The organism is Hymenobacter sp., assembly GCF_035709525.1.
In the GTDB taxonomy this organism is placed as follows: domain Bacteria; phylum Bacteroidota; class Bacteroidia; order Cytophagales; family Hymenobacteraceae; genus Hymenobacter.
Map to the genome: position 1 here is coordinate 1 of NZ_DASTEP010000055.1, position 26591 is coordinate 26591.

At 63.7% G+C, this 26591-nt stretch carries 23 protein-coding genes; 16 read left to right on the top strand and 7 right to left on the bottom strand.

Translation table 11 applies throughout. From position 1 onward, the window contains the following. Positions 1-170 precede the first annotated feature (170 nt). The 11 genes from VFO93_RS04705 (at position 171) to VFO93_RS04755 (ending at position 11212) form a co-directional block, all read left to right on the top strand. Entirely contained in the window at positions 171-1046 is an 876-nt protein-coding gene (locus tag VFO93_RS04705; protein ID WP_325133172.1) for a cell division protein FtsX, read from the top strand. Between the two features lie 91 nt (positions 1047-1137). Next, positions 1138-1476 (top strand): DUF3098 domain-containing protein, encoded by a 339-nt coding sequence (locus tag VFO93_RS04710; protein WP_325133173.1) that lies wholly within the window; start codon positions 1138-1140, stop codon positions 1474-1476. 111 nt (positions 1477-1587) lie between these two features. Then, positions 1588-2418: an undecaprenyl-diphosphate phosphatase gene (locus VFO93_RS04715; RefSeq protein ID WP_325133174.1), complete on the top strand. Its 831-nt coding sequence runs from the start codon at positions 1588-1590 to the stop codon at positions 2416-2418. A 57-nt stretch (positions 2419-2475) separates the two neighbouring features. Beyond that, a complete protein-coding gene (gene truB, locus VFO93_RS04720) occupies positions 2476-3345 on the top strand; it encodes a tRNA pseudouridine(55) synthase TruB (protein WP_325133175.1) in 870 nt (289 codons plus the stop codon). 28 nt (positions 3346-3373) lie between these two features. Further along, positions 3374-4321 carry a bifunctional riboflavin kinase/FAD synthetase gene (locus VFO93_RS04725; protein WP_325133176.1) on the top strand — a complete coding sequence of 316 codons (948 nt, stop codon included), beginning with the start codon at positions 3374-3376 and terminating at the stop codon, positions 4319-4321. A gap of 170 nt (positions 4322-4491) precedes the next feature. Next, the gene (locus tag VFO93_RS04730; protein WP_325133177.1) at positions 4492-5739 is read left to right on the top strand and encodes a carboxypeptidase-like regulatory domain-containing protein; all 1248 of its coding nucleotides are present in this window, start codon (positions 4492-4494) and stop codon (positions 5737-5739) included. Between the two features lie 47 nt (positions 5740-5786). Next, on the top strand, positions 5787-7004 hold the full coding sequence (locus tag VFO93_RS04735) for a carboxypeptidase-like regulatory domain-containing protein (RefSeq protein ID WP_325133178.1): 1218 nt from the start codon (positions 5787-5789) through the stop codon (positions 7002-7004). Next, the gene (locus VFO93_RS04740) at positions 7001-7696 is read left to right on the top strand and encodes a CoA transferase subunit A (RefSeq protein ID WP_325133179.1); all 696 of its coding nucleotides are present in this window, start codon (positions 7001-7003) and stop codon (positions 7694-7696) included. Before VFO93_RS04735 ends, VFO93_RS04740 begins: the two co-directional genes overlap by 4 nt. 171 nt (positions 7697-7867) lie before the next feature. Beyond that, positions 7868-9163, top strand: coding sequence for a serine hydrolase domain-containing protein (locus VFO93_RS04745; RefSeq protein WP_325133180.1), 1296 nt, complete (start codon positions 7868-7870; stop codon positions 9161-9163). 135 nt (positions 9164-9298) lie between these two features. Further along, positions 9299-9967 carry a 3-oxoacid CoA-transferase subunit B gene (locus VFO93_RS04750; protein WP_325133181.1) on the top strand — a complete coding sequence of 223 codons (669 nt, stop codon included), beginning with the start codon at positions 9299-9301 and terminating at the stop codon, positions 9965-9967. A gap of 105 nt (positions 9968-10072) precedes the next feature. Next, entirely contained in the window at positions 10073-11212 is a 1140-nt protein-coding gene (locus tag VFO93_RS04755) for a T9SS type A sorting domain-containing protein (RefSeq protein WP_325133182.1), read from the top strand. Between the two features lie 211 nt (positions 11213-11423). On the opposite strand, the gene VFO93_RS04760 is transcribed toward VFO93_RS04755, so the two are convergent. From VFO93_RS04760 to VFO93_RS04785, 6 genes are all read right to left on the bottom strand, one after another. Next, on the bottom strand, positions 11424-13778 hold the full coding sequence (locus VFO93_RS04760; protein ID WP_325133183.1) for a TonB-dependent siderophore receptor: 2355 nt from the start codon (positions 13776-13778) through the stop codon (positions 11424-11426). Positions 13779-14011: 233 nt separating this feature from the next. Beyond that, positions 14012-15121: a PepSY-associated TM helix domain-containing protein gene (locus VFO93_RS04765; RefSeq protein WP_325133184.1), complete on the bottom strand. Its 1110-nt coding sequence runs from the start codon at positions 15119-15121 to the stop codon at positions 14012-14014. A gap of 77 nt (positions 15122-15198) precedes the next feature. Beyond that, positions 15199-16197, bottom strand: a complete 999-nt coding sequence (locus VFO93_RS04770; RefSeq protein WP_325133185.1) for a hypothetical protein — start codon at positions 16195-16197, stop codon at positions 15199-15201. A gap of 157 nt (positions 16198-16354) precedes the next feature. After that, on the bottom strand, positions 16355-17410 hold the full coding sequence (locus VFO93_RS04775; RefSeq protein WP_325133186.1) for a cytochrome-c peroxidase: 1056 nt from the start codon (positions 17408-17410) through the stop codon (positions 16355-16357). A gap of 15 nt (positions 17411-17425) precedes the next feature. Continuing rightward, complete coding sequence (locus VFO93_RS04780) at positions 17426-18205, bottom strand: MbnP family protein (protein ID WP_325133187.1); 780 nt, start codon at positions 18203-18205, stop codon at positions 17426-17428. Between the two features lie 343 nt (positions 18206-18548). Further along, positions 18549-18923 carry a hypothetical protein gene (locus tag VFO93_RS04785; protein WP_325133188.1) on the bottom strand — a complete coding sequence of 125 codons (375 nt, stop codon included), beginning with the start codon at positions 18921-18923 and terminating at the stop codon, positions 18549-18551. A 417-nt stretch (positions 18924-19340) separates the two neighbouring features. On the opposite strand from VFO93_RS04785, the gene VFO93_RS04790 reads away from it, so the two are divergent. Continuing rightward, entirely contained in the window at positions 19341-20888 is a 1548-nt protein-coding gene (locus VFO93_RS04790; protein WP_325133233.1) for a bifunctional GNAT family N-acetyltransferase/carbon-nitrogen hydrolase family protein, read from the top strand. A gap of 85 nt (positions 20889-20973) precedes the next feature. Here the strand turns inward: VFO93_RS04790 and VFO93_RS04795 are convergent, their stop codons facing one another. Next, on the bottom strand, positions 20974-21696 hold the full coding sequence (locus tag VFO93_RS04795; RefSeq protein WP_325133189.1) for an RDD family protein: 723 nt from the start codon (positions 21694-21696) through the stop codon (positions 20974-20976). 86 nt (positions 21697-21782) lie between these two features. Between VFO93_RS04795 and VFO93_RS04800 the strand changes: the two genes are divergently transcribed. The 4 genes from VFO93_RS04800 to VFO93_RS04815 all read left to right on the top strand — a co-directional run bounded on the left by VFO93_RS04800 (position 21783) and on the right by VFO93_RS04815 (position 26575). Further along, entirely contained in the window at positions 21783-22799 is a 1017-nt protein-coding gene (locus tag VFO93_RS04800) for a stage II sporulation protein M (protein ID WP_325133190.1), read from the top strand. A gap of 10 nt (positions 22800-22809) precedes the next feature. Then, a complete protein-coding gene (locus VFO93_RS04805) occupies positions 22810-23823 on the top strand; it encodes a hypothetical protein (RefSeq protein ID WP_325133192.1) in 1014 nt (337 codons plus the stop codon). Then, a complete protein-coding gene (locus tag VFO93_RS04810; protein WP_325133193.1) occupies positions 23807-24682 on the top strand; it encodes a DUF4129 domain-containing protein in 876 nt (291 codons plus the stop codon). The genes VFO93_RS04805 and VFO93_RS04810 overlap by 17 nt, the downstream gene beginning before the upstream one ends. 159 nt (positions 24683-24841) lie before the next feature. Further along, positions 24842-26575 carry an FG-GAP-like repeat-containing protein gene (locus VFO93_RS04815; protein WP_325133194.1) on the top strand — a complete coding sequence of 578 codons (1734 nt, stop codon included), beginning with the start codon at positions 24842-24844 and terminating at the stop codon, positions 26573-26575. Positions 26576-26591: the final 16 nt, after the last annotated feature.

Consider the following 26591-nt stretch of genomic DNA (forward strand, 5'->3'; position numbering starts at 1 on the left):
GGCTGCGCCGGCTCTGTAGTATTAGCCGCTTCAGAGCCTGTAATCAAGCAAAAGCATACGAATATTATACTACTGCACAGCTACTTATGTGCCACTCAGCCAGCCCGCGCAGCGGGCGTATCCGTTAAATCCTAAAAATCCGTTTCAATCTGCGGTCTATCTTTGCCCCTATGCCGCCGCGCCGCAAAAAGAAACTTGGCTCCTACCCTACCCCGCTGGTAGTGTTCAGCATCACGCTCGCGCTGGTGGTTATTGGCTTGTTTGGGCTGCTGCTGCTGCACGCGCACAAGCTGAGCGAGCGGGTGCGCGAAAACCTGGAAGTGCAGGTGTACCTCGACCGCGACCTGCCCGAAACCGAACTGCTACGCCTCCAGCAAGACCTGGAGCACCAGCCCTACGTGGCCGAAAAGAATGGCCTGCGCTTCGTGAGCAAAGAAGAAGGCGCCCGGCAACTGCTGGAAAATACCGGAGAGGACTTCCGCACCTTCTTGGACGACAATCCCTTGCGCGACGCCTACACCGTCCGTATCCGGCCCGAATACACCGATACTATGCACCTGCGGCAGCTGAGCCGCAGCCTGAGCAGCCAGCGCGGCGTGTTTGAGGTGCAGTACCCCAAGAGCCTGTTCGACAGCATCAACCAGAACCTGACCAAAGTAAGCCTGCTGCTACTGAGCTTCGCGGCAGTGCTGGTGGTAGTGGTCGTCATTCTGATTAACAATACCATCAAGCTGGCTTTGTTTTCGCAGCGGTTTTTGATTCGCTCGATGCAACTGGTGGGCGCGACGCGGTTCTTTATCCAGCAACCGTTTTTGCGGCGCGCTACCTGGCAGGGTTTTGCCAGCGGCGGGCTGGCGGCGCTGGTGCTGACGGCCCTGCTCCAATACGCCTACCTCGAAGTGGAGCAGCTCAAGCTGCTGCGCGACGACCGCCTCACGGCGCTGCTGCTGCTGGCCGTGGTGGGGCTGGGCACCGTTATTGGCTTTTTGAGCTCGTACCGCGCTGTCAATAAATACATTGGCGTTTCGCTTGATGAACTGTATTAATTAGTGCATAGTGCTCAGTTGTTAGTACATAGGCTTAAAAGCAAAACACCAATAACTAAGCACTAAGCACCAACAACTAAGCACTAAAAACATGCAACCAACTACTCCGGCTCCGCGCTTCGCATTTGGGCCTCGCAATTTCCGGCTGATGTGGCTGGGCCTGGCTGTACTGGCGGCCGGATTCATCACGATGACGCTCGACGGGGCCGACTACGGCGAAGGCTTTCTGGGCCTCACGCTGGGGCCGATTTTGCTGTTTGTGGGCTTCGTGATTGAGTTTTTCGCCATCATGGTGCGTAGTAACCCCGGCGAGGTAGCGCCCGTGGCCCCTGCCCACCCCGGCGTAGCCGCGCCGGTAGCGGCTCCCGTGGCAGCGGCCCCGGTAGTGCCCGCGCCCGCCCCGGCCAAGCCCGCCTACAAGCGGCTGTAATAGTGTAGCGTAAGCTTTAGCTTGCGCGCGTCTGGGCTCGATATTACGGCCCGAACGTGCGCAAGCTAAAACTTACGGTACACTACTCTTTTTGCAACCAACCAACTAGAAATGACTTACTGGCAGGCGCTGCTGCTGGCCATCGTGGAAGGACTCACCGAGTTCCTCCCCGTGTCCAGCACCGGCCACATGATTATCGCATCCCAGCTATTAGGCGTCGCCATGACGCCCTTTGCCAAGCTCTTTTTGGTGGTTATTCAGCTCGGGGCCATCCTGTCGGTGCTGGTGGTGTACTGGAAGCGCTTTTTCCAAAGCATCGACTTCTACCTTAAGCTGTTGGTGGCGTTTTTACCCATCATTGTAGTGGGCCTGCTGCTCAAAAAACACATCGACGCGCTACTCGAATCGGTGACTACCGTGGCCGTGATGCTACTACTCGGCGGCGTGGTGCTGCTCTTTATCGACAAGTGGTTTCCGCAGGAAGACCCACAGGCGGGCGGCCACCCCGTGACCACGCCCAGCTTCAAGGAAGCCCTGGTTATCGGCTTGTTTCAGTGCCTGGCTGTGGTGCCGGGCGTGAGCCGCTCGGCGGCCACCATCATCGGCGGCCTCTCGCAGAAGCTGACGCGCAAGGCGGCGGCTGAGTTTGCCTTCTTCCTGGCCATGCCTACGATGGCCGCGGCGGCGGCGAAAGACATTTACGATTACTACAAAGAGCTTCACGCTCAAGGCATTGAAATCAGCCAGCTGTTTTCGGGCGAGGAAATCAAGCTGCTGATACTCGGCAACGTGGTGGCCTTTGTGGTGGCGCTGCTGGCCATCCGGCTGTTTGTGGGTTTCGTGGCCAAGTATGGCTTCCGGGCCTTTGGTATCTACCGCATCATCGTGGGCGGGCTGCTGCTGCTGTTGCTGGGCCTGGAGGTAAATTTGCAGCTCGTATAGATTTTTAGCGGTTAGCTAATGGCTGCTGGCTATTAGCTTTTCCATACTACCATTTACATGCAAGAAGCTAACAGCCAAGGGCCGACTGAAAGGCCCCCGCTATCCGCTAAAAGCCTGGAAGCTGGCGTGGTATTGCTGCTCGATAAGCCGCTGACCTGGACTTCCTTCGACGTGGTGCGCAAGGTGAAGAACACGCTGCGCCCGCCCAAAATCGGCCACGCCGGCACCCTCGACCCGCTGGCTACCGGCCTGCTCATCCTGTGCACCGGCAAGAAAACCAAGGAGATAGACCAGATTCAGGCGCAGGAGAAAGAGTACGAAGGCACCTTCCGCCTGGGCCAGACCACGCCGAGCTTCGACCTCGAAACGCCCGTGGACGCGGAACAACCTTACGAGCACCTCACCGAAGCCGATATTCAGGCGGCCGTAGCCACGTTTTTGGGCAAGATTGAGCAGATACCGCCCGTTTTTTCGGCGGTGAAGGTCGAGGGCAAGCGCGCCTACGAGCTGGCCCGCCAGGGCGAGGAAGCCGTAATCAAGGCTAAAACCGTTGAAATCAAAGCGTTTGAACTGACGCGCATTGCGCTGCCCGAGATAGATTTTCGGGTGGTGTGCTCGAAGGGCACCTACATCCGCAGCCTGGCCCGCGACCTGGGCGTGGCCCTAGGCTGCGGCGCGCACCTCACGCGACTGGTCCGCACCCGCATCGGCCAGTACAAGCTCGAAGATGCCTGGACGATAGCCGCCCTCGAAGCCCAGCGCCCGCCGCGCCCCGAGGGCACAGCCGAACGGCCGCCCCGCGAGCGGCGCGAGCGCATCCGGCCGGCCCGCGCGGGCCTTGATTTCTACGCCGCGCAGCACGCGGCCCCGCCCACCGCCAGCGGCCCCGACCTGCCGCTGCATCCCGAGGGTACGCCTTCCGCGTAAGCGGCTGCATCCGCCAATTTTGCGATTTATGCACATTATCCGCGACCCCGCCGACTTTCCGCCCCTGGCCAACGCCGTCGTCACGAGCGGCACGTTTGACGGGGTGCACTGGGGGCACCAGCGCATTCTGGCCCGGCTGCGGCAGGTGGCCGACGCGGTGGGCGGGCCGGCGGTAGTCATCACCTACTGGCCGCACCCGCGCCTGGTGCTGGGGCCGCCGCCCTCGCACTCCGAACTGCTGGAATTGCAACTGCTCAACACCTTGGATGAGCGCATTGCCCGGCTGGCGGCGGCCGGCGTCGATTACCTGCTGGTGATGCCCTTCACCCGCGAGTTCGCGCAGTGGACCTCTGAGGAATATATTCAGGAGTTATTGCTGAAGACCGTAGGCACCAAGCACCTGGTCATCGGCTACGACCACCGCTTTGGCAAAAACCGGGAGGGCGGCTTCGACTACCTCAGCCAGCACGCCGAGCGCTATGGCTTCACGGTAGAGGAGATTCCGCGCCAGGACGTGGACGCCGTGGGCGTGAGCAGCACGCGCATCCGGCGGGCGCTGCGCGCCGGCGACGTGGCCACGGCCGCCCGCTACCTCGGCTACCCCTACCCGCTCACGGGCACCGTGGTGCACGGCCAGAAACTGGGCCGCACCATTGGCTACCCCACTGCCAACCTGGCCCCTACCGAGCCGCTGAAGCTGGTGCCCGCGCAGGGCATCTACGCGGTGTGGGCCACTACGGCGGCGGGCACCCGGCACCCGGCCATGCTCAGCATCGGCGTGCGGCCTACCATCGGGGCCGGCCTGGCGCAGACGATTGAGGTGAATCTACTCGATTTCAGCGGCGACTTGTACGACCAATTGCTGACGCTGGAATTTGTGGCGTGGCTGCGCGGCGAAGAAAAATATGACGGGCTGGACGCGCTAACGGCGCAATTGGCGTTGGATGCAGAGGCCACGCGCGCGGCGTTGGCGTAGTGTTTGCGTAGCCGCAGAGCGACTACAAAATGTCCGTCATGCTGAGCGGAACGCAGCGCAGTCGAAGCATCTCTACCAATAAACTAACTCCTGACGCTGGCAACGAAGCGGCAGAGATGCTTCGACTGCGCTGCGCTCCGCTCAGCATGACAAACAACAACTACCCGCTTATGAGATTTTTGCGCTTATCCTTACTGACACTCACTTGGCTGGGCTTTGCCCTCGCCGCCCACGCCCAGGCCGGCCGCATCACGGGCGTGGTGCAAGACTCGGTGACGCACGAGCCGCTGCCGTTTTCGAGCGTATTTCTGGCCAATACTACGCTGGGCGCTACCACGAATGAGAACGGCCAGTTTGTGCTCGACCGCGTGCCGAAGGGCACTTACGACATCGTGGGCTCTTACGTGGGCTACCGCCTGAGCAAGCAAAGCATCACGGTAGCGGCGGGCGCTACGGCCCCGGCCGTGACGTTGCGGCTGGCTTCGTCGGGGCCGCAGTTGGGTGAGGTAGTAGTAAAAGCCGATGCCAACCAGGAAGCTAATTACCATAAGTTCACCGACTTATTTGTGGGGCGCACGTCGTTTTCCAAGCAGTGCCGCATCACCAACCCCGGCGATGTGGACATTGAATTTAACGACACCACCAAAACCCTGACGGCCACTACCGACAGCTACGTGCAGGTCGAAAACAAAGCTTTGGGCTACCGCCTCAAATACTTTGGAATGCGCTTTCAGTACAACGAAACCAGCGAGGCCGTGAGCTATGAAGGCCAGACCGTGTTTGAGGAAATGAAGCCCAAAGACGAAGCCCAGCGCCGGCAGTGGGCCGCCAACCGCCTGGCCGCCTACAACGGCTCGCAAACGCACTTCCTGAAAAGTGTGTATGACAACCAGCTGAAGGAGAATAACTTTTTGGCGCAGCAGGTGCGCCTCGTGATACCGCCGCGTGCCGCCCGGGCCGAGGCAGCGCTGCGCAAAAAGAAAACGCCCTTCACGCCCGCCGACGCGGACTCGCTACGCGCTTGGGCGGCGCTGCCGCCCATCGCGCAGCTCAACCCGGTGGCCCGGCCCATCGACAGCCTGCGCCGCGTGGCGCCCGACGGACGCGTGTTTCTGCGCTTCAGCGACGAGCTCCAGGTAGTGTATTTTGGCGAAGCGCCCGACCCGGCCTACACCGCGCCCATGTCGCCCATCGGGCCGGTCGATAAGACGATGTCGAGCAAGCGGCAGGTATCGCGCCTGACGCTGCTGGTACCCGAAACGGAGATTAACACCAACGGCACGTTGGTGAACCCGTTCGACGTGGTGCCCGGCGAATACTGGGGCTTCCAGCGCATCGGCGAGCTGCTGCCGCTCGACTACGAACCGCCGGTGAAAGCCGCGCCCAAGCCCAAGGCGGCGGCCGTGGCCACACCCTGATGCTGTATTTTCGCCGGCCGGCGCGCCCTTAGCGCGCCGGCCATTTTATGCGCTTTGGCCTGGCTTTTTTGCTACTGCTACTGCCCCTGCTGGCGGCGGCTCAAAGTAGCCTCAGCGGCACCGTGCGCGACTCCGTGACGCAGAAGCCGCTGCCGTTTGCCAGCGTGTTTCTGGCCAACACCACGCTGGGCGCGACGACTACCGAGCAGGGCACGTTCACGTTTGAGCGAGTGCCGGCCGGCAGCTACGACGTAGTGGCGTCTTACGTAGGCTACCGGCTGGCCAAGCAGACCATTACGGTAAAGCAAACGCCTCAAAAACTGACGCTTGCTCTCGCCCCGACGGGCGCGCAGCTGGGCGAAGTGGTGGTGCGGCCGCGCCTCAACAACCCCAGCGATTACCAAAAATTTACGGAGCTATTCCTGGGCCGCACCACGTTTTCGCAGCAGTGCCGCATTGGCAACCCCGACGATGTGCTCATCGACTTCGACCCCCAAACCACTGAGCTGACGGCCGTAGCCCGTAAGTTCGTGCAGGTTGATAACCAGGCCCTGGGCTACCGCGTGAAATACTACGGGCTACGTTTCAGCTGCAATTTCAGCCAGCAGGTCGTCACCTTCTACGGCCAGCCGGTATTCGAGGAAATGACGCCGCGCGGCGCCAGACAGCGTCGGCAGTGGGACGCCAACCGGGCGCAGGCCTACCGGGGCTCGCTCGTGCATTTTTTTCGCAGTCTGCGCGACAGCCAGCTTACGGCACAGGGCTTCGTGGCCCGGCGGCTGCGCATCGTACCCAACACGCGTTTTGCCCGCGCCGACAGCTTACTCCGGGCGCTGCGGCGGCAGCGCCGTGCCTACTCAATGGCCGAGCAAGACTCGCTGGGGCGCTGGGCCGGCGTGCCGCCCAGCTTTAGCTTGCTCTACATGAGGCCCTTGCACGTGGATAGCCTGCGCCGCGTGTCGGCCGATGGGCGGCGCGTGTTTCTGCGCTTCCGCGACCGCCTGCAAGTAACCTACCTGCTGGCCGGCCCCGATGCCAACTACCACCCGCAGCCTTCGCGCTACGCGCGCGGCCCGGCCCCGCCCCTACCCCAGGACCACCAAGTGTCGCAGCTGGTGCTGATGCAGCCTGAAGTGGAGATTGAGGCCAACGGCCAATTGGCAAATCCGCTGGCCGTATTCACCGACGAGTACTGGGGTTTCGAAAAAATGGGTGAATTTTTGCCCCTCAATTACTTGCCCCCCGGCTACCCTTCCCACCCATGATAAACAAAGTAGTACCCGATGCTCAGGCCGCGCTGGCCGGCCTCGCCGATGGCATGACCCTGATGCTGGGCGGCTTCGGCCTCTGCGGCATCCCCGAAAACGCCATTGCCGAGCTGCTGCGCCTGGGCGTGCGCAACCTCACGTGCATCTCCAACAACGCGGGCGTCGATGACTTCGGCATTGGCAAGCTCTTGCAAACCAAGCAGGTGCGCAAGATGATTTCGAGCTACGTGGGCGAAAACGCCGAGTTTGAGCGCCAGCTGCTGAGCGGCGAGCTGGAGGTAGAATTGATTCCGCAGGGCACGCTGGCCGAGCGCTGCCGGGCCGGCGGGGCGGGCATTCCGGCCTTTTACACGCCGGCCGGCTACGGCACCGAGGTCGGCGAAGGCAAGGAAAGCCGCGAGTTCAACGGCAAGATGTACTTGCTCGAAACCGCTCTGCGCGCCGATTTTGCCCTGGTAAAGGCCTGGCGCGGCGACACGGCCGGCAACCTCATCTACAAAGGCACGGCCCGCAATTTCAACCCCATGATGGCCACGGCCGGCGTCATCACCGTGGCCGAGGTCGAGGAGCTGGTGCCCGCCGGCGAGCTCGACCCCAACCAGATTCACACGCCGGGGATATTCGTGCAGCGCATTTTTCAGGGTAAGGACTACGAAAAGCGTATCGAGCAGCGCACGGTGCGGGCGTAGCTTGTCATTTTCTGTGCCCCGTCCGTCATGCTGAGCGCAGCGCAGTGGAGTCGAAGCATCTCTTTAGCAGAGTAACTTCTTGCGTCAGCAATGAAGCGGCAGAGATGCTTCGACTCCGCTTCGACTCCGCTGCGCTCCGCTCAGCATGACAAACGTACCCTACCTATTTCCATGAAACCGCTCCTCCTTTCCTCTTTCCTCCTGCTCACCGCGCCCGCCGCCTTCGCCCAGCTGGCCAAGCCGGCCACGCTGCGCGAGGCCGCGCCCGCCACGGCCGATGTCAGCCCCGAGGGCTTGCAGCGCATCGACCAGCTTTTGCAGGAAGTAACCGGCGACGGCCGCGTGCCCGGCGCTATCGCCCTGGTGGCCCGCGATGGCAAAGTGGTATACCGCAAAGCCTTCGGCTACAGCGACGTGGCCACCAAAACGCCGCTCCGACCCGACGCCATCGAGCGCATTGCCTCGCAAACCAAAGCCATTACCAGCATCGGGCTGATGCTGCTGTATGACGAGGGTAAATTCCAGCTTGACGACCCCATTTCCAAGTACCTACCCACCTTCCGCAACCCCAAGGTGCTGGCGACTTTCAACGAGAAGGACACAACGTACACTACCGTGCCGGCGCGCGGCGAGGTCACGATTCGGCAGCTGTTTACGCACACCTCGGGCCTGGGCTACCCGGTTATCGGCTCGAAGGAGGCGCGGGCCATTTATGCGAAGGCGCGCATTCCGAGCGGCATCGGCTCGCCGGATGGCACGCTGGCCCCGGCCATCGACCGGCTGGGCACGCTGCCGCTGCTGCACCAGCCCGGCGAGCGCTTTACCTACGGCATCAGCATCGACGTGCTGGGCCGGCTGATTGAGGTGCTCAGCAAGCAGCCGCTCGACCAGTACCTGCGCACGCGGCTCTTCGAGCCGCTGGGGATGCGCGATACCTACTTCTACCTGCCGGCCGCCAAGCAGGCGCGGCTCGTGCCGCTTTACACCGAGTACCAGGGCAAAACGGTGCCCATGCCAGCCAGCGGGATGCTGGGCTTGCGGCCCGACTACCCCAACCGGCCGGGCACGTACTTCTCGGGCGGCGCGGGGCTCTCGTCGACTATTGACGACTACGCGGCCTTCCTGCAAATGCTGCTGAACGGCGGCACCTACAACGGCCACCGCCTGCTGAAGCCCGAAACCGTGCAGCTCATCACCCAAAACCAGATGGGCGACGTGAACCAGGGCCTTAACAAATTCGGCCTGGGCTTCAGCATCGTGACGCCCCGGGGCGCGGCCCAGACCGGCCAAACGGCCGGCTCCTACGAGTGGGGCGGCATTTTTGGCACCGATTACTGGGTCGACTCGACTGAGAAATTGGTGGTGCTGCTTTACACCCAGAAATACCCGCACTCGAATACGCCCGATATGGTGCCGCGCTTCCGCAAGCTCGTGTACGGCGCGCTGAACAAGCGGCAGGCTAAGTAACGCCAAGCTCCCGCTTGGCAGCGAGCGTAGCGAGCAACGGCGCAAGCGAACGTTGGTGGACGTAGCTGCTCACTTCGCTCGCTCGCCAAGCAGGAGCTTGGCGTTACAATCTACTTCATTCCCACCCTCTTTTATATGCCTTTAGATAAACACGGCATCGCCCGGCGCATCGCGCAGGAAGTGCAAGACGGCTCCTACGTCAACCTTGGCATTGGCATTCCCACGCTGGTAGCCAACTACATCCCGGCCGGCATCAACGTCGAGCTGCAAAGCGAAAACGGCCTGCTGGGCATGGGCCCCGTCCCCACCGAAGCTGAGGTAGACCCCGACCTCATCAACGCCGGCAAGCAGACGGTGACGACCTTGCCCGGCTCCAGCATTTTCTCGTCGGCCGACTCGTTTGGCATGATACGCGGCGAGCACGTGGACCTTACCATCCTGGGGGCGATGGAGGTGAGCGAGCGCGGCGACATCGCCAACTGGAAAATCCCCGGCAAGATGGTGAAAGGCATGGGCGGCGCGATGGACCTCGTGGCCTCGGCCAAAAACATCATCGTGGCCATGCAGCACGTGGCCCGCGACGGCTCATCGAAGCTGCTGGCCGACTGCACGCTGCCCATCACGGGCCTGCGCTGCGTGAAGAAAATCGTAACCGAGCTGGCCGTGCTCGACGTCACGCCCGATGGCTTTGTGCTGCGCGAGCGCGCGCCCGGCGTAAGTGTGGCCCAGATACGGGCCGCCACGGCGGGCCGGCTGCTGGTGCCAGGCGGCGACGAGACCGTGCCCGAAATGACGGGCGTATAGGCTAAAGCGGTATCGATTCAGGCTGGCAGCCTTATTTTTAGGAGCGCAACCCGTGGGGGTTGCGCTCTTGCTTTTTCAACGGTTTTCCCACCCTTCTTTCAGCTGATGCAAAAACCTTTACTCTTTAGTTTAGGCTTGCTTTGTGGTGCCACCGCCGCGCAGGCCCAGACGTCGCCCAGCATCACCTCGTCCGACATGCCGGCCGTGGGCGACTCGCTGCGCCTAAGCCAGGCCGCGCCCGTGCTGCCCGCCGGCGCGCCCGCCCTCACCCTCAACGGGGCCAATAAAACCTGGAACTATGCTGGGCTGGTAGCCACCGCGCAGCGCGTGGCGCGCTACAACAACGTGAGCTCGGCCACGGGCTTTGCGTTGCAATTCACGTTCAATAACGCCTTTCTGAGCCCCGACACCAAGGCCTCGGTGGTGGCTCCGGAAAACACGCCGCTGCCCGCCGGCGTGGGTATTCCGATTTCTGACCCACTGGCTTTTTATAACACCACCAGCGCCGACTTCCGCTCGGTGGGCTACGCCGCTACCTACTTGGGCACGGGCGTGCCGGTTACGTATGCTACTAAGGCCAGGCAGGATATCATTTACCGGCTGCCCGTGGCCTACGGCAACGCGCCCGACGTCAGCAACTCGCTCATCAGCACGCCGGCGGCGCTGGCGAGCACGGGCTTTTTCAGCCAGCAGCGCCAGCGCACCAACCAGATTGATGCCTGGGGCACGCTCACCACGCCCTTTGGCACGTTTCAGACGGTACGGGTCGTGAGCAAGCTCATCGACCACGACAGCCTCGCCATCGGCGGCACGGCGGGCCAGGGCCTCACGCTGCCCACGCGCCGCGAGTACAAGTGGCTGGCCAAAACCATCCACGTGCCGGTGCTCGCCATTATCACCACCGAGGTAGCGGGCCAGGAAGTGATTACCAGCGTCGAATACCGCGACATCTACCGCCGCTTCGTGCCGCTGGCCGGCCGCGACGCGGCCACCCAAGCCACCCTCAGCGCCTTCCCCAACCCCTCGGCCCTGGGCGAGGCCGTGCGCCTCACGGTGCCTGCCGGCAGTGGCCCGCTCACGGTAGCGGCTACCGACTTGCTGGGGCGGCAGGTATTCAGCCGCAGCTTTGGCGCGGGCGGCGTGCTCACGCTGGAGGCGGCGGCCTTCGGTAATTTTCGGGGCGTACTGCTACTGACGGTGACGACAGCCCAAGGCACGGCCACCCGGCGCGTGGTGCGCGAGTAGCGGCTTCTGCAATCGGCTATGGCAAAATAGCCGCGAAGCGGCGGCATATTGGTAGTTAAAGCCGTTTTTTGAAGGATTGAGCCGCAAAGCGGCGGCACCAACCGATAGGGTACCGCCGCTTTGCGGCTCATTTTGTTTTGCCTTCTGTATGCAGCTACCAACATGCCGCCGCTTCGCGGCTACTTCGCCAGTTGCGTTGGCTAGCAAAACTTTATAGGGTGTAGCTCACCGAGAGCCGCCCATTCACGCCCGCCTGCGGAATCCAGTAATAAAGCCCGTTGCGCAGCCAGGGCGTGGCGATGAGGTTGTGATTCAATATATTATTAACCAGCAGATTCACTTTGAGGTGCGTATTCTGCCAGCCCACGCCGCCGTCGAGGCGGAAGTAGTCGGGGATGCCGTAGGGCACGGCCACGGCGTAGCGCCCGCCCCGGCCGGCCTGGTACTGGTAGCCGAGCGAAAAGCTGAGGCCCCGCGCCACGCGGGCCGGTAGCTCGTAGTTGAGCCAGGTATTTTGCACGTGCTTGACGTAGAGCGGCGTGCGGGCACCCACCAGCGCGGGGTTGGTGTCGCCGTCGATTTTGGCATCGGTGTAGGCGTAGTTCACTACCACGTTGAGGCCGCGCACCAGCTGGCCCACCACATCGAGCTCCACGCCTTGCGCGTGATTTTCGCCTACCTGCACGCGGTAGAGGCTGTTGGCGGGGTCTACGGCCGCGATGCTGGAGCGCGTGAGGTAGTACAAGGCCAGGGTCGAAGTCCAGCGGCCATCAAGCCAGTTTTTCTTCAATCCGACTTCGTGGTTGCTGCCGCGCAGCGGGTCCAGCGGCGTGCCGGCGCTCGTGATGCCGCCCTGCGGCACCAGCGTGCGGTCGTAGAGGCCATACACCGATAAGCTCGGCAAGAGGCTGTAGCTCAATCCAAAGCGCGGCGTCACCACGCGGTCGCGGGAGCTACTACTCAGGCCCAGCACCTGGTTGCGGCTTTGCACGGCGGTGTAGCGCAGGCCGGGCGTGAGGCGCAGCTTATTATCGAACAGGGCCAGCTCGTCGAGTGCGTACACCGAGTAGTAGTCGATGGTTTGCTCGGTATTGCGGCCGGCGAGGCCGTTGGGCGAGGTGTAGCCCGGTATTTCGGCCCCGTGCGCGGGGTTGGTCACGTCGAGCGGGTAGTACACGAGCTGGCCGGCCGGGGTCGTGTTATACGCAAGGTAATCGACGGCCAGAAATTTCTTCTGGTTGATATCGACCCCGACCAGCAGCTGGTGGCGCAGTTGGCCGGTGCTGAATTTACCATTCACAAAGGCCTGCTGCGACGTTACTTGCGTGCGGTCGAGGTCGTACTTGGGGTTGCGTAGCAGCACGTTGGGGTTGGCCGCGTTCACGCTCGTAACCCAGAGGTAGCGGCCCTCGCTGTTTTCCAGCAAAAACGCGCCCCGCGCCGTGAGCTGCCAATTGGGGCTGAACTGGTGCGTGAAGGTGAGAAAGCCCGACTGGTTGCGCGCCCGAATGGGCCCCACGCTGGGCTCCGAGATGGTGAAGTCGCGCGGCAGCGAACCAAAGCCGTTGGGCGTCATCACGATGGGGCTATACAGGCCGTACTTAAACGCCTGAAACGTGTACTCGGCCGTGAGGGCGGTGCGGGCGCTGAGCTGGTACTTGAGCACCGGCGACACGAGCAGGCGCTTGTTATAGTCGCCGGGCACGAAAGAATTGGTGCTCATCGCCATCGCGTTGAAGCGGTAGAGCAACTTGCCCGACTTCAGGAGCTTGCCGTCGAGGTCGGCGGCGAGGCGGTAAAAATCGTAGCTGCCCAGCATGGCCGTAGCCGCGTAGCGCGGCGTGCCCGTGGGCTGCTTGGTCACGATGTTGAACGAGCCGGCCGGGTCGCCGATGTTGTTCATAAACAGCGACGGCCCTTTCACAAACTCGATGCGGTCGATGAGGGCCGCGTCGTCGGGCACCGGGCCGCGGTAGTAGGGCGTGAGGTCTACGCCGTTGCGCAGGGGCGCAATCTGGCCGCCGCGCATGTAGAGGTTGGGGCCGAGGTTGTTGGAAATCTCGTTGCGCACCACGCCGCTCACGTTGCGCGTCACGCTTTCGGTGGTGTTGAAGCTGCCTTGGTCAAACAGCACCTCGGGCGTGACGACCTGCACGTGCTGCGAAAGTTGGAGCAGCGGCGTTTGCAGCCGCAGGGCGCTCGAAATCGTCTGGGTGCCGTACTGCCGGTAGTATTTCGAGGTCACCACGGCCTCGCCCAGCGTGGTGGCCCCGTCGCTGGTGAGGCCAATGGTCAATGGCTCGCCGCCGCTCACGCGCACCGTTTGGGGCAGGTAGCCCAGGTGGTTGACGGTGAGCGTCGTAATGGTCGCCCGCCCACGCAGCTCGAAGCGGCCGGCGCTGTCGGTAGTGGCTGTTTGGCTAGCCTGTGGGCTGCTGACGGTGGCCCCGCTGAGGGGCCGGCCGGGGTGCGGGCCATCGGTTTGGCGCACGGTGCCGCGCACGGTAGTTTGGGCCAGGGCGGGCGCGGCGAGGATGGCTAGGGTGAGGGTAATTAGGGGTTTCATAAGTAATTAGTTGACAGACATTTAAATGCGTGCTCGCCGCTTGGGGAACCTCACCCCCTAGCCCCCTCTCCAAAAAAGAGGGGGAACCGGATGAGTTAAGAGTTTTGAGTGTTGAGTTAAGAGTTATCCAACAACTCAAAACTCCTAACTCAGAACTCTCAACTCGTCTAGTCCCCCCTCTTTTTTGGAGAGGGGGCTAGGGGGTGAGGTTCACGTGAGGTTTCACGTAAGGCTCAAGCCCGCCCAGCGCCCGCCCGCCGCCGGTACCACAGCGCGAAGCCCGTGAGCGCCAGCAGCCCCGGCGTGAAACCCACCACCACGTAGAGCACCCGCACGGGCCAGCCGCCGAAGGTGCCGAAATGCAGCGGGCCCATCAGGGCCTCCCACTGCGCGGGCCAGGCGGCCTGCCAGGCCCGGCGCACGGCCAGCACCCGGCCGGTGGTGGGGTCGACCTGCACCGCCGCACCCGGCCCCCAGGGCAGCGCGTGGCCGGGCACTACCCCATCGATTTCGAAGGGCGTGCCCGGGTGGGTGGGTAGCCGGATGCGGGTGGGCACCAGCTCGGGGTAGGCCGCGCGGGCCGTGGCCAGCAGCGCATCGACCGGCCGGGCCATGAGCTGGTTGGGCGGGGCCGGCTGGCACTGCGCCCGCCAGGCGTCGGGGTCAAAGCCGAAGAGGTTCATCCAGAAGCCGGTGAAGCAGATGAGGGCATTGAGCAGCAGCGCCCAGGTGCCCACGTAGCGGTGCAGGTCGGAGGCCAGCAGCCGCCAGCTGTGCGTGCGCAGCGGGGCGCGCAGCCGCAGCACCTTGCCCAGCTGCTTGCGGTACACCACCGCGCCCGTGGCCACCGAGGCCAGCAGCGCCAGCCCCAGCAAGGCCGTGAGCAACACCCCGCCCATGCCCAACTGAAAGCAGAAGTGAAACTGCAACAGCCAGTTGAGCGCGCCGCCCGCCAGGCCGGTATTTGGCCCTTCCTGCACCACGCGGCCCGCGTAGGGGTCGGCCCACACGCTGGCCAAATCGTAGGTATTCGGGTTGCCATCGTTGCCATAAATGCGAAACTCGTAGCACTCGCCCGGCTTTTGCGGAAAGCCTACGATGGCCATTTTCTTGATAGCCGGGTAGCGGTGGCCCACCATTCGGTACAGCGAGTCGAGGGGCACGGGCGCGCGGCCGGCGGGCGGCGAAGCCACGCGCGGCGCTAGCCAGTGGTCGAGTTCGGGCTTGAAAACCAGCACCGAGCCGCTCAGGCCCAGCAGCAGCAGCGGCACGCCCGTGAGCAGCCCCAGCCAGCTGTGCCAACGGAAAATCCGCCGCAGCCAGGTGTTTTTTAAAGAACCCATAAAGAAGTAGGCGAAAACAAAAAACAGGCTTTGCGCAATATACTTGCGGCAGTGGTCAATTTCAGCTACTTATCACCCTACTTCCGGCGGTGCAGCAAGTACTTGGTTTGCTTGAAGCTGTAGCCCACGGCCAGCACCAGGCGGCCGGCGCTGGCGGGGTGGTCGGTGGGCATGGTGTACACGGGCAGCTGCACGCTGGCATTCACCGAGAAATTCTGGTAGTACACGTCGAGGCCGGGGCCGAGCAGGGCGTTGTGCATGGCGTGCTCGCCGGTGAGGTGGCCTTCGAGGGTTTCGCCGTTGGTTTTTTCGTAGAAAAGCTGCGCCGACGGGTACACCTGCCATTTATCCCCGAGCGGCACGCGGTAAAACAGGCTGCCGTACACGGCCGTGCTCGGGGCCAGGCTGTTGCGGTAAGCGTTTTCGCTGGCCACGCGGAAGCTGCCGTTCACGCTCAGCCCCAGGCCCCGGTAGCTGCCGATGTAGTTGGCGTACACGAAGCCGTCGGTGGTGCCGGTGCCCACCTGGTTGAGTAGCGGGTAGCGGCGGCCCTGCTCGTTCACGCGCCGAAAGTCGCCAGTGGGCAGCTTTACGCCGCCGCCCACGATGAGGCGGCTTTGCACGCCCGCCGTTTCGATGGCCCGGATGAGGTGGTAGCCCGCAAACACCGTCACGTCGCCCAGCCCCGAGGAGTTGAGCTGCAAACCGTTGATTTGCGAGGTATTCATCACGTAGGGCACGAAGGCGTTCAGCTCCACGCGCTGGCTCAGGAAGTATTTACCCCGTAGCTCCACCACCCGAAACGCCTCAAAATCGGTGGGGTCGCCGCGGTGCGAGTGCGCGTAGCCCTCATCCGAATTGAGCGCCGACGGCGCGAAAACGCGCGCCCCGCTGGGCCTGAACTGCGCCGGCTGCCCCAGCAGCGGGTAGCCGTTGAAAATGCGGTAGCGGTGCATCAGCGCAAAGCCGCTCTGGTTGTCGTAGGGCGTGATGCCCATAAAGCAGCCGCAGATATCGCAGGCCCGGGCGGCGGGCCCGCTAAGTAGAATCAGGAAGAGTAAGAGCTTATTTTTCATTGGGATAAGATTAACTAGCTGTCATGCAGAGCGCAGCGAAGCATCTCGCGTGGTGCAGTATTCTCAACGTCATTCATTACTGCGCCATGCGAGATGCTTCGCTGCGCTCTGCATGACAATCAGCATGACGGTGCATTTTCTATTGTAAAACAATCAGTTACGGCTGCTCGCTCAGGCGGGCATCGTGCAGAAAGTCATCGTCAGTCAGCGTATTCAGAAACGCGAGCAGGTCATCCTGCTCCTGCGCGCTGAGGGCGATGCCCAGCGTGCCGCCCACCGGCCGCAGGGCGGCATCGAGGGTAGCCGAGGGCTGCACGCCGTGGGCGTAGTGGGCCAGCACATCGGGCAGGGTGCGGAAGCGGCCATCGTGCATGTAGGGCGCGGTGAGGGCCACGTTGCGCAAACTCGGCACCTTGAAGCGGCCCACGTCGGCGGCGCGCCCGGTGATGTGCGCCCGCCCCGAGTCGGCCCCGAACGAGCGGTCGAGGCCGTTGTTGCGGTACGTCTCGTCGGTGAACAGGTCGGTGGCGTGGCAGCTGCTGCATTTGGCTTGCAGCAGCGCCTGCCCGCGCAGCTCGGCGGCCGTGAGCGTGCCGCCCGGCTCGTGGCGCACGTACTTGTCGTAGCGCGAGTTGGCCGAGGTGAGCGCGGCCGTAAACTGCGCCAGCGCCCGCAGCAGCTGGTACGAGTCTATCGGCCCCGCGCCGCCAAACACCTGCGCAAAGCGCCGCCGGTAGTCGGCATCGGCGTTGAGCTTGCGCAGCACATTGGGCAGGGTTTCGTCCATCTCCACGGGGTTGGTGAGCGGGGCCAGCGGCATGGTTTCGAGGTTGCTGGCCCCGCCATCCCAGAGCAGCGTGCGGCTCCAGCGCAGGTTTTGCAGGGCCGGCGCATTGCGCGTACCCAGCAGGTTATCAACGCCGTGGCTGAGGCGGTGCCCGGCGTGGGCAAACGCCACGAACTGCTGGTGGCACGAGCCACACGACACCTGCCCGTCGCGCGACAAGCGCACATCGTAGAACAAGCTGCGGCCCAGCGCAAACGCCGCCGCGCTCGGCGGGTTGGCCTCTAGCCCGTACACCGGGGCCGGAAAATTGGTGGGCAGCGCCGTGCCCGGCACCGGGGCGGCGGGCGCGGGGCCATCGGCGGCGCAGCCGCCGAGTATCAGCCCGGCCAGCCCCAGGGCCAGCCGGGCCGCTAGCTTGCGTAGCATCAGCTTGGGCACGGCCTAGTTGGCGTGAATGTGCTCGACCGCGAACATGCCCTGGGCGTAGTTATTGGCCACCAGCACCGAGCTGGCCCCGCCCATCGTGGTCGAGAGCGTGCCAAAGCGAATGGTATTCGGCCCGGTAAACATGCGCAGCACGTCCACATTGTAGTGGATTTCGGGCGAGTGGTCGGCGCGCACCAGCAGCTTGATGCCGGTGGGGAAGGCGGGCGACACGGTGCGAATCGTGTTGTTGGGCGATTTGAAGCCGCCGATGTGGAACATCAGCATATTCGATGCCGACTGCGACTGCGGCGAGGTGCCCTCCAGCTTGGCAAATACGTAGCCCGAATTCCAGCTCCAGAACATAGCGTTGCTGGGGTCGAGCGCGCCGGTTTGCGCCCCCGACACATTGCGGGCGCTGTCCACTCCGATGGTGAACGTCAGCGCCTTATAGTCGCCCACCGGCACGTTTTTGAGGGCCAGGTGCTGCGTGGCGCTCGCGGCCGAGTTCACCAGGTAGTAGCTTTCGGGCACCGCGTACTCGGTGCCGTCGGTGCGGGTCAGCTTGAGGTTGGAAACGTAGTACTTGAAAGCGCTGACCGTGAACTGGTCGCCGGCCGGGGTAGTGTAGGTGCGGCTGTTGAGCGTGAGCGGGGCCGTGCCCACCGTGTGCTCAAATTCTACGTCCAGCTCGCCGGTCTGGCTGTCGGGCGTGGTTTCGTCTTTTTTGCAGCCAGCCAGCGAGAAAACGGCGAATGCCAGCGCGGCGAAGAAAGTCGGTAGTTGCGAAAATTTCATAAAATATGCTAAAAGAAAATGCCTGCGAATGCGCCCGCCGCCCGCCCTGCGGGCAGCCACTACGCCTTGAAAAAGAAACCCTTACTATGAATTGAACGCCACGCCGCCCACCACCAGGCGGCAGCTTAAAGCAGTCTTCCAGAAACCTTGGAGCGGAGTAGCGACGCGCTAATTGGAGCCTGCCGCTGCTCAGCAGCGTAGCCTAATAGTAGCCCCAACTTAGTGCGTCTCTGTCCTATTGCCCAGCCGGCCGGAAGTTAGGAAAAGGCCCGCGTCAGCCTGCGCCCGACCTCAGCCGCGCACACCGACCCAAACGGGCGTAGTTTTCCCCCGAACGGCTGAATTATACCCTCGGCGGATGAAAAATGCCGTAGGCGGCATTGGCCGGCACGGCGGCCGGGCGGTGGGGGCCGTAGCCCACGGGTGCGCTCGCCCAGCGGCGCGGCGCGGCGGGCACCAGGCTTTGAAAGGCCACGGGCAGCATTTCCAACTGCTCTTTGAGCGGGTTGGGAGCCTTGTTTTCGCGGTCCTCCTGCTGCTTCAGCTTTTTGGCGAAGTAGCACTGGCCATCGCAGTGCAGCTGCGGGCGGGCTTTGTTCACGCAGAAGCGCGCCGTGATTGTGGCCCGGTTGAGGGTAAAATCCACCACCAACACTTCGCGGCTGAACGTTTGCAGCAGCACGAGCGAAATGAGCAGGTAGGAGAAAAAGGTCTTCACCGGGCGAGGGCTGAGGTATCGCAAAGATAGGCCGGCGCGCCCCCATTTCGCCCCAAACATCGGGTAGCGCCGTGGGTTACTGCGGTGTTTCGGGCGAAACTGCTGCCGCGCAACCCGGCGCACCTATCGGCCCGTTTAGGTGTTGCAGCCGCTGGCCGGCAGCGGCCAGCGAGGCCGCTGCGGGTAATTTTGGCTGCTGTTCGGCCTACCTATTTCGATTTTTCTTTTTGTATAATGGCTATTTCTTCTGACCCCAACGGCAAGGCCGCGCCCGGCGGCACGCACCACAAAAAAGGTAACAAGCTCGGCCCCGCCACGGCGGCCTTCGATGAGCGCCTGACGCCCACTGCCGTGCCGGCCCACAAGTTGGTGCTGCGCCAGCTGCGCCGCGCCGATTTCAAGGCCATCCACGGCATCATGGAAAAGGTGTACTCCAACATGGAGGGCGCGTGGTCGCAGGACGAGTACAACGCCCTGCTCAAGAAATTCCCCGAAGGCCAGATTTGCATCGAGGACAACGGCCAGGTTATCGCTGCCGCGCTGGCTATTATCGTGGATTACAGTAAGTTTGGCGACAAACACACCTACGCCAAAATCACGGGTAACGGTAAGTTTGACACCCACGACGCGGACGGCGACACGCTCTACGGCGTTGATGTATTCGTGGACCCCGAGTACCGCAACCTGCGCCTGGGCCGCCGCCTCTACGACGCCCGCAAAGAGCTGTGCGAGAGCCTGAACCTGCGCGCCATGGTGGCCGGCGGGCGCATCCCCGGCTACGCCGCCTACGCGGGCGAGATGACGCCCGCCAAGTACGTAGAGATGGTGCGCAACAAGGAGCTGACCGACCCGATTCTGACCTTCCAGCTGGCCAACGAGTTTTACGTGCGTAAAATCATCCGCGGCTACCTGCCTTACGACTCGGAGTCAAAGGCTTATGCCACGCTGCTGGAGTGGATTAACGTGTACTACGACGAGGAGTTTGACAAGCTCATCGGCAACCCCAAGTCCAACGTGCGCATCGGCATCGTGCAGTGGCAGATGCGGGCCACCAAGAGCCTGGAGGATTTCTTCCAGCAAATCGAATTCTTCGTGGATACCGTGAGCGGTTACAAGGCTGACTGCGTGCTGTTTCCCGAGTTTTTCAACGCGCCCATGATGGCCCTCACCGGCGAAACGGCGGCTTCGGCGGCCATTCGGGGCATGGCGGCCTTCACCGAGCCCATCAAGGTGCGGATGATGGAGCTGGCCGTCAGCTACAACATCAACGTAATCGCGGGCTCGATGCCGGTGTACGAAGACGGTAAGCTCTACAACGTGAGCTACTTGTGCCGCCGCGACGGCACCGTGGACGAGCAGTACAAGCTGCACGTAACGCCCGACGAGGCCAGCTACTGGGGCATGCGCGGCGGCGACAAAATCAAGTGCTTCGACACCGATTTTGGCAAAATCGGCATCCTGGTGTGCTACGACGTGGAGTTCCCCGAGCTCTCGCGCATTCTCAGCGACGAGGGTATGAAAATCCTGTTCGTGCCCTTCTGGACCGACACCAAAAACGCCTACCAGCGCGTGCGCATCTGCGCGCAGGCCCGCGCCATCGAGAATGAGTGCTACGTGGCCATTACGGGCTCGGTGGGCAATTTGCCGCGCGTCGAAAACATGGACATTCAGTACTCGCAGTCGGCCGTGTTCAGCCCTTCGGACTTCGCCTTTCCGCACGATGCCATCGTGGCCGAGGCCACGCCCAACACCGAGATGACGCTCATCGCTGACCTCGACCTTGACCTGCTCAAAGACCTGAATACCAGCGGTGCGGTGCGCAACCTGCGCGACCGCCGCAAAGACCTCTACGGCGTGAGCTGGCTGGTGAAGAAGACCGAGCGCGACGACGAGCTACTGGCCCAGGGCGAGGAGCGCCAGGCGGCCGCCAAGCCCAGCCGCCGCAAGACCGTGGCGGCGGGGTAGCCCCGGCAGCAACCACCAAAAAAGCCCGGCCGGCCGCGCACCTCGCGCAGCCGGCCGGGCTTTTTAATAAGCCAATAAGTAGGGGCTAGCTGGCTACCAGGTGGGCGTGGTCGCGCAGCACGGTGCGCAAAAACACCTCGTCTTCGAGCTCGCTTTGCACGTCGAGCAGGCTTTTCACCTTGAGGGCCGTGTCGTGCAGCAGCAGGTAGTTTTGGCGGCGCAGGCTGCGGCCGATGAGTTGGCGCAGCAGGCTGATGTCGTGGTCGGAAAGCTGGCCGGCTTGCGGAAACACCGGCTCATAGTCGGTGGGCACAGCCGCGCTTACTACCTCGGCGAGCGGGCTGGCCTGGGGGCGCAGACTGACCACGGTAGTGCCCGCCGCGAGGTCGCCGAGGCGCTGCCCCCGGCCGTTGAGGGCGATGGTGATGATGGCGATAGCGCCGGCCGTGAGGTCGATATCGATGATGCGCAGCAGCCAGCGCAGCAGAAAATCGCCGAGGCGCGGGGCCGTGCCGTCGAGGCGCACCACGCGCAGGTGGCGGGCTTTTTTGCCCACCGTCTGGCCATTGAGCAGCACCTCGCAGGCCAGGTCGTAGAAGCCCACCGGCACGCCGATAACGACCCAGGCCACCCACTGGCGCACTTCGTAGTCGGTGGGCAGCAGCTGGCGCAGCAGCCAGCCCACGCCTATCATCCAGGCCACCAGGATGGCAATGTCAATCAGCGCCGCCACGATGCGGTCGCCGATGCTGGCGGCCTCGTAGGCGAGGCTCACGTTTTGGGTGGTGTAAATCCGAACGGTAGGCATGGAGCAGGAAGCTGAAATTTGGCTGAAAAATACGCGGCGGGCCGCCACTCGCCCACTACCTTTAGGCGCTACTTTTTAGCTGTCTTATGCGCGAGGCCAATTTTCTGCGTCAAAACCAGGCTCGCTGGCAAGCCTACGAGGATACACCCGCCGCCAGCCCCGACGAGCTGGCCGCGCGCTTCGTGAGTTTGACCGACGACCTGGCCTACGCCCAGACCTTCTACCCCAGCTCGCCCACCACGGCCTACCTCAACCAGCTGGCCGGGCGCCTGCACCAGTCGCTGTACCAAAACAAGCCCGAGCAGCAGCACCGGCTGGGCTACTTCTGGGCGGTGGAGGTGCCGCTGGTGGTGGCCCGGCACCAGCAGGCGCTGGCCTGGGCGGTGGGGCTGTTTTTGCTGTTCACGGCCGTGGGCATGCTGTCGGCGGCCTACGACCTCAATTTCGTGCGGCTAGTGCTGGGCGACGGCTACGTGAACATGACGCTCGAAAACATCCGGCACGGCGACCCCATGGCCGTGTACAAGCTCGACGGCCGGGCCGAGTCGTTTCTGCGCATTGCCCAAAACAACCTGGGCGTGGCCCTCAAAACCTTCGCCGCCGGCATGACGCTGGGCTTGGGCACGCTCTACATTTTGTTTTCTAACGGCGTGATGCTGGGCGCGTTTCAGTACTTCTTTTACCAGCACCACGTGCTGAAAGCCTCGCTGCTGAGCATCTGGATACACGGTACGCTCGAAATTCCGAGCATCGTGCTGGCGGGCATGGCGGGCTTCATTCTGGCGGGCGGCCTGCTGTTTCCGGGCACCTACTCGCGCAAGGAAGCCCTGGCCCTGGCCGCCCGCGACGCCCTGAAGCTGGCCCTGGGGCTGGTGCCCATCATCGTGGCGGCGGCTTTCCTGGAAGGCTTCGTGACGCGCCTCACCGACATGCCCGTGGCGCTGAGCCTGCTTATCATCGGCGGGTCGGCGGCGTTCATCATCTGGTATTTTGGCCTGTACCCGCACCGGGTGCAGCGGCGGGTGCGGGCGGCGGCCGGGCCGGCACCCGCGGCCTACCAGGCGGCCCCGGCCACCGAGCTGGCTTCTTCATCTACTTTATAAACAAACTTTTATGCAGCAGCGCTACGCGCAGGCCACCGACTTCTGGAAGGAGCGGGACTTTGGGGACAAAATTTCGGCGGCGTTCGAGTTTCTGGGCGCGCACTGGCGCCCGCTGGGCAGGTGCTTGGTGTACTTCGTGCTGCCGGCTACCATGCTGTTCGGCATCGGCCTGGGCATCTTCACCACCCGGCTCATGGCCTACAGCGGCCTCAACTCGGCGGCCCGGCGCATGGGCGGCTACGGCAGCTACTCGCCGACCGATGCCTTCAGCTTTGTGGGCCTGGGTTTGGCCATGCTCGGCGCGCTGGTGGCCGTGGTGATGCTGAGCGCCACCGTGTATGGCTACCTGCGCACGCGCCTCTACCTGCCGCCCGGCCAGGCCGTGACGCCGCAGCTGGTGTGGCGCGCCATCAGGGCGCGGCTGGGCTGGGTGCTGCTGGCGGTGGTGGTGCTGGGCATCGGCTCCTTCATTGGCACGTTTATGCTCATGGGTATCATTGGGATGGGGCTGGCGGCCATTGGCTTGGGCGTGTGGGGCTCGCTGCTGTCGGTGGTACTGGTAATGGCCCCGATAGCCTACGTAGCCGTAGTGCTGAGCTTGTATTTCCCGGTGCTGTGGCTCGAAAGCCAAGGCATTTTTGCTTCCATCGGGCGCTGCTTTCAGCTGATAAAAGGCCAGTGGTGGGCCACGTTTGGGCTGGTAGTGGTGGTCGCGTTTCTGCAAGGCGCGCTGGGGTTTATGTTCCTCATTCCGCAGTACGCCGTGCTTTTTGGCAAAGCCCTGCACGTGCCATTTTTCGATTCCGAAATTCTGGGCATCATCACGCAGTGCATCTACGCGTTGGGCATCGTCTTCACGTATTCGGTGCCGATGCTGGTGCTGGCCTTTCAGTATTTCAACCTGGTAGAGCAACACGAGGCCGTGGGCTCGCTGCTGCTGCTGAGCCAACTGGGCCAGGAGCCCGCCCCCGCGCCCGCCCTGGCTGCCGACCACTACCGCCCCCACGATGAAGGTGAGTACTAAGCTGCGCCGCCTGGCGCTGGCCGCCCTGCTGCTGGGCAGCGCCCTGCCCGGCAGCCGCGCCCAAAGTCCGGCGCGGCCGGTATCGCCGCCGGGTACCCGCCGGCCCATCGTGGTGCGCCCCCACCCCGCTACCCCCGCCACTGCCGACGAGGACGAGGACGACGAGAAGCGCCCCGTAGCCGTGGCCCCACTGCCGGGGCCGGCGCAGCCGCGCCCAGCCGTGCGCTACCCCGCCCGCCGCCTGCGCGAGCTGCGCGCCGACCCCGACCTGCGCTACGCCGAAGAAGGCGCGCCCGAGGAAGAAGGCCTGCTCACCCGCTTTTTGCGCTGGCTGAGCCGGTGGATTTCCGAAATTCGCAGCACCAAGGGCGGGCGCGTGGCCTGGGATACGTTTTTCTACGTGCTGGCCGGTGCGGCGCTCGTGTTCGCGGTGCTCAAGCTTTTGCAGGTCGATTTTGCGAAAGTGTTTGGCCGGGCCAGCCGGGCCGCGCAGCCGCTCGACTACGAGGCCGGCCCCGAGAACATTCACGAGCTGAATTTCGGCGAGGCCATAGCCCAGGCCGAGGCGGCTGGCAACCTGCGCCTGGCCCTGCGCCTGGGCTACCTGCAGGTGCTCAAGCAGCTGTCTGACCATGACCTCATCGACTGGCAGCCCGACAAAACCAACCAAACCTACCTGCGCGAGCTGGCTGCCGGCCGCCCCGCCCTGCGCCCCGCCTTCGCCGAGCTCACGCGGCAGTTCGAGTACGTGTGGTATGGCGAGTGGCCCCTGCGGCCGGCCGGTTACGGCCAGCTGCGCGAAACCCAGCTACAGCTGGGGCGGCAACTGGCGGGGGCCAAAGTCGGGCAGCCGGGATGAGTTCGACTTCTTACTTCTTACGAGCCATCGCCAGCCCAGCTGACTTGTCAGCTTTCACCGCTCGTTGGGGGCCGCAACTGCTGAAGCAGGCCGGCTACTTATAGGCTACCTATTTGCGCAATAGCTTCTTTCCCCACCCATTCTTTCATTCTGTTTTCGATGAGGCAATTTGTACCTATTCGGTGTAACCGGGCCAGTAGCTGGCTGCTGCCGGGCCTGCTGCTGCTGCCGCTGGCTGGCCGCGCCCAGGTGGCCGTGACGCGGGCGGGCCTGGCCCCGGCCGCCAATGCCCGCGCGGCCAACCGCAGCACCTCGGTGGTGATACCTTTTTCGCAGGCCATTGCCCCCGCCACGTCCGCCAACATCCGGGTATTCAGCGCGCAGTACCGGGGGCGGCGCGGGGCCACAGCCAGCGTGAGCGGCAGCACCGTGACACTCAGCCCCACCGCGGCGGCGGGCTCTGCCGCCTTCCGGCCCGGCGAAACGGTGCAGGTGACGGTGCCCGCCACGGTGCAAAGCACGGGCGGCGCGGCAGCGGCGCCCTACGTGTACCAGTTTACGGCGGCGGCCACGGGCGGTAGCGGCGTCTTTGGTGGCGGGGCCGACCTGAGCGTGTTTGGCCAGCCCTACGGCGCGGCCGTGGGCGACGTGGATGGCGATGGCGACCTCGACCTGCTCACCACTAGCTCTGGGAGCGCCAGCGTGAGCGTGCGCCTTAATGACGGCAACGGCACCTTTAGCAGCGCCCCCAGCGTAGCCGTCACCAGCGGGGCGGGTGGTGGCCTGCCTCGCGGCATGGCGGTGGGCGACCTCGACGGCGATGGCGACCTCGACCTGATAACGGCCAACGATGCCTACATCGGCAGCGTGAGCGTGCGCTTCAACAATGGCAACGGCACCTTCGGCGGGGGTGCCGAGCTACTCAACTACTACCAGCCCCGCAGCGTGGCGCTGGGCGACGTAGATGGCGACGGCGACCTCGACCTGCTCGTGACCAACTACGGAGACACTACCGTAGACGTCCGGCTCAACAACGGCAACGGCACCTTCGGCACCGGCTCGTACCCCGTGGTCGGCAGCAAGCCCGACAACTTGGCGCTGGGCGACGTAGATGGCGACGGCGACCTCGACCTAGTAGTGGCCAACAATCCCATAGCTGGCATTGGCACCGTGCGGGTGCGCCTCAACAATGGCAGCGGCACCTTCAGCGGGGGCTCCGACGTGGCCGTGGGCAGCCAGGCCTCTAGCCTGGCACTGGGCGACGTAGATGGCGATGGCACGCTGGACATCGTAGTATCCAACAACACCATGAGCACTGTAAGCGTGCGCCTCAACAACGGCAGTGGCACCTTCGGCGGTGGCTCCGACCTAGCCGGCTTTTCTCAGCCCCGCACCGTGGTGCTGGGCGATGTGGACGGTGACGGTGACCTCGACCTGGTAGTGGCCAACGGCGGCGGGGGCAGCACGCTGGCGGTTCGCCTCAATAATGGCAGCGGCACGTTTACTAACGGCTCTAGCCTGGGCACCCTCTTTTCCTTTCAGGATTTGGTGCTGGGCGATTTGGACGGCGATGGCGACCTCGACGTATTTGCCACCAACCCCAACATCAACTCGGTGGTAGTGCGCCTCAACGGTGCCGGCACGCTGCCCACCCGGCCGGCCGCAAGCTCCGCTACGCTTAATATTTACCCCAACCCCGGCCGGGGCAAGGTGCAGGTAAGCGGCCTCGGGGCCGGGGCGGCGGTGGCCGTGGCCGATGTGCTGGGCCGCCCCGTAGCCACTGCCACGGCCGATGCCAGTGGTGCGGCCCGCCTGCACCTGCCGCCAGGCCTGGCTGCGGGCGTGTACCTGGTGCAAAGCGCCGGCCGCAGCCAGCGACTGGCCGTGGAGTAACGCCTGCCCTCACCCT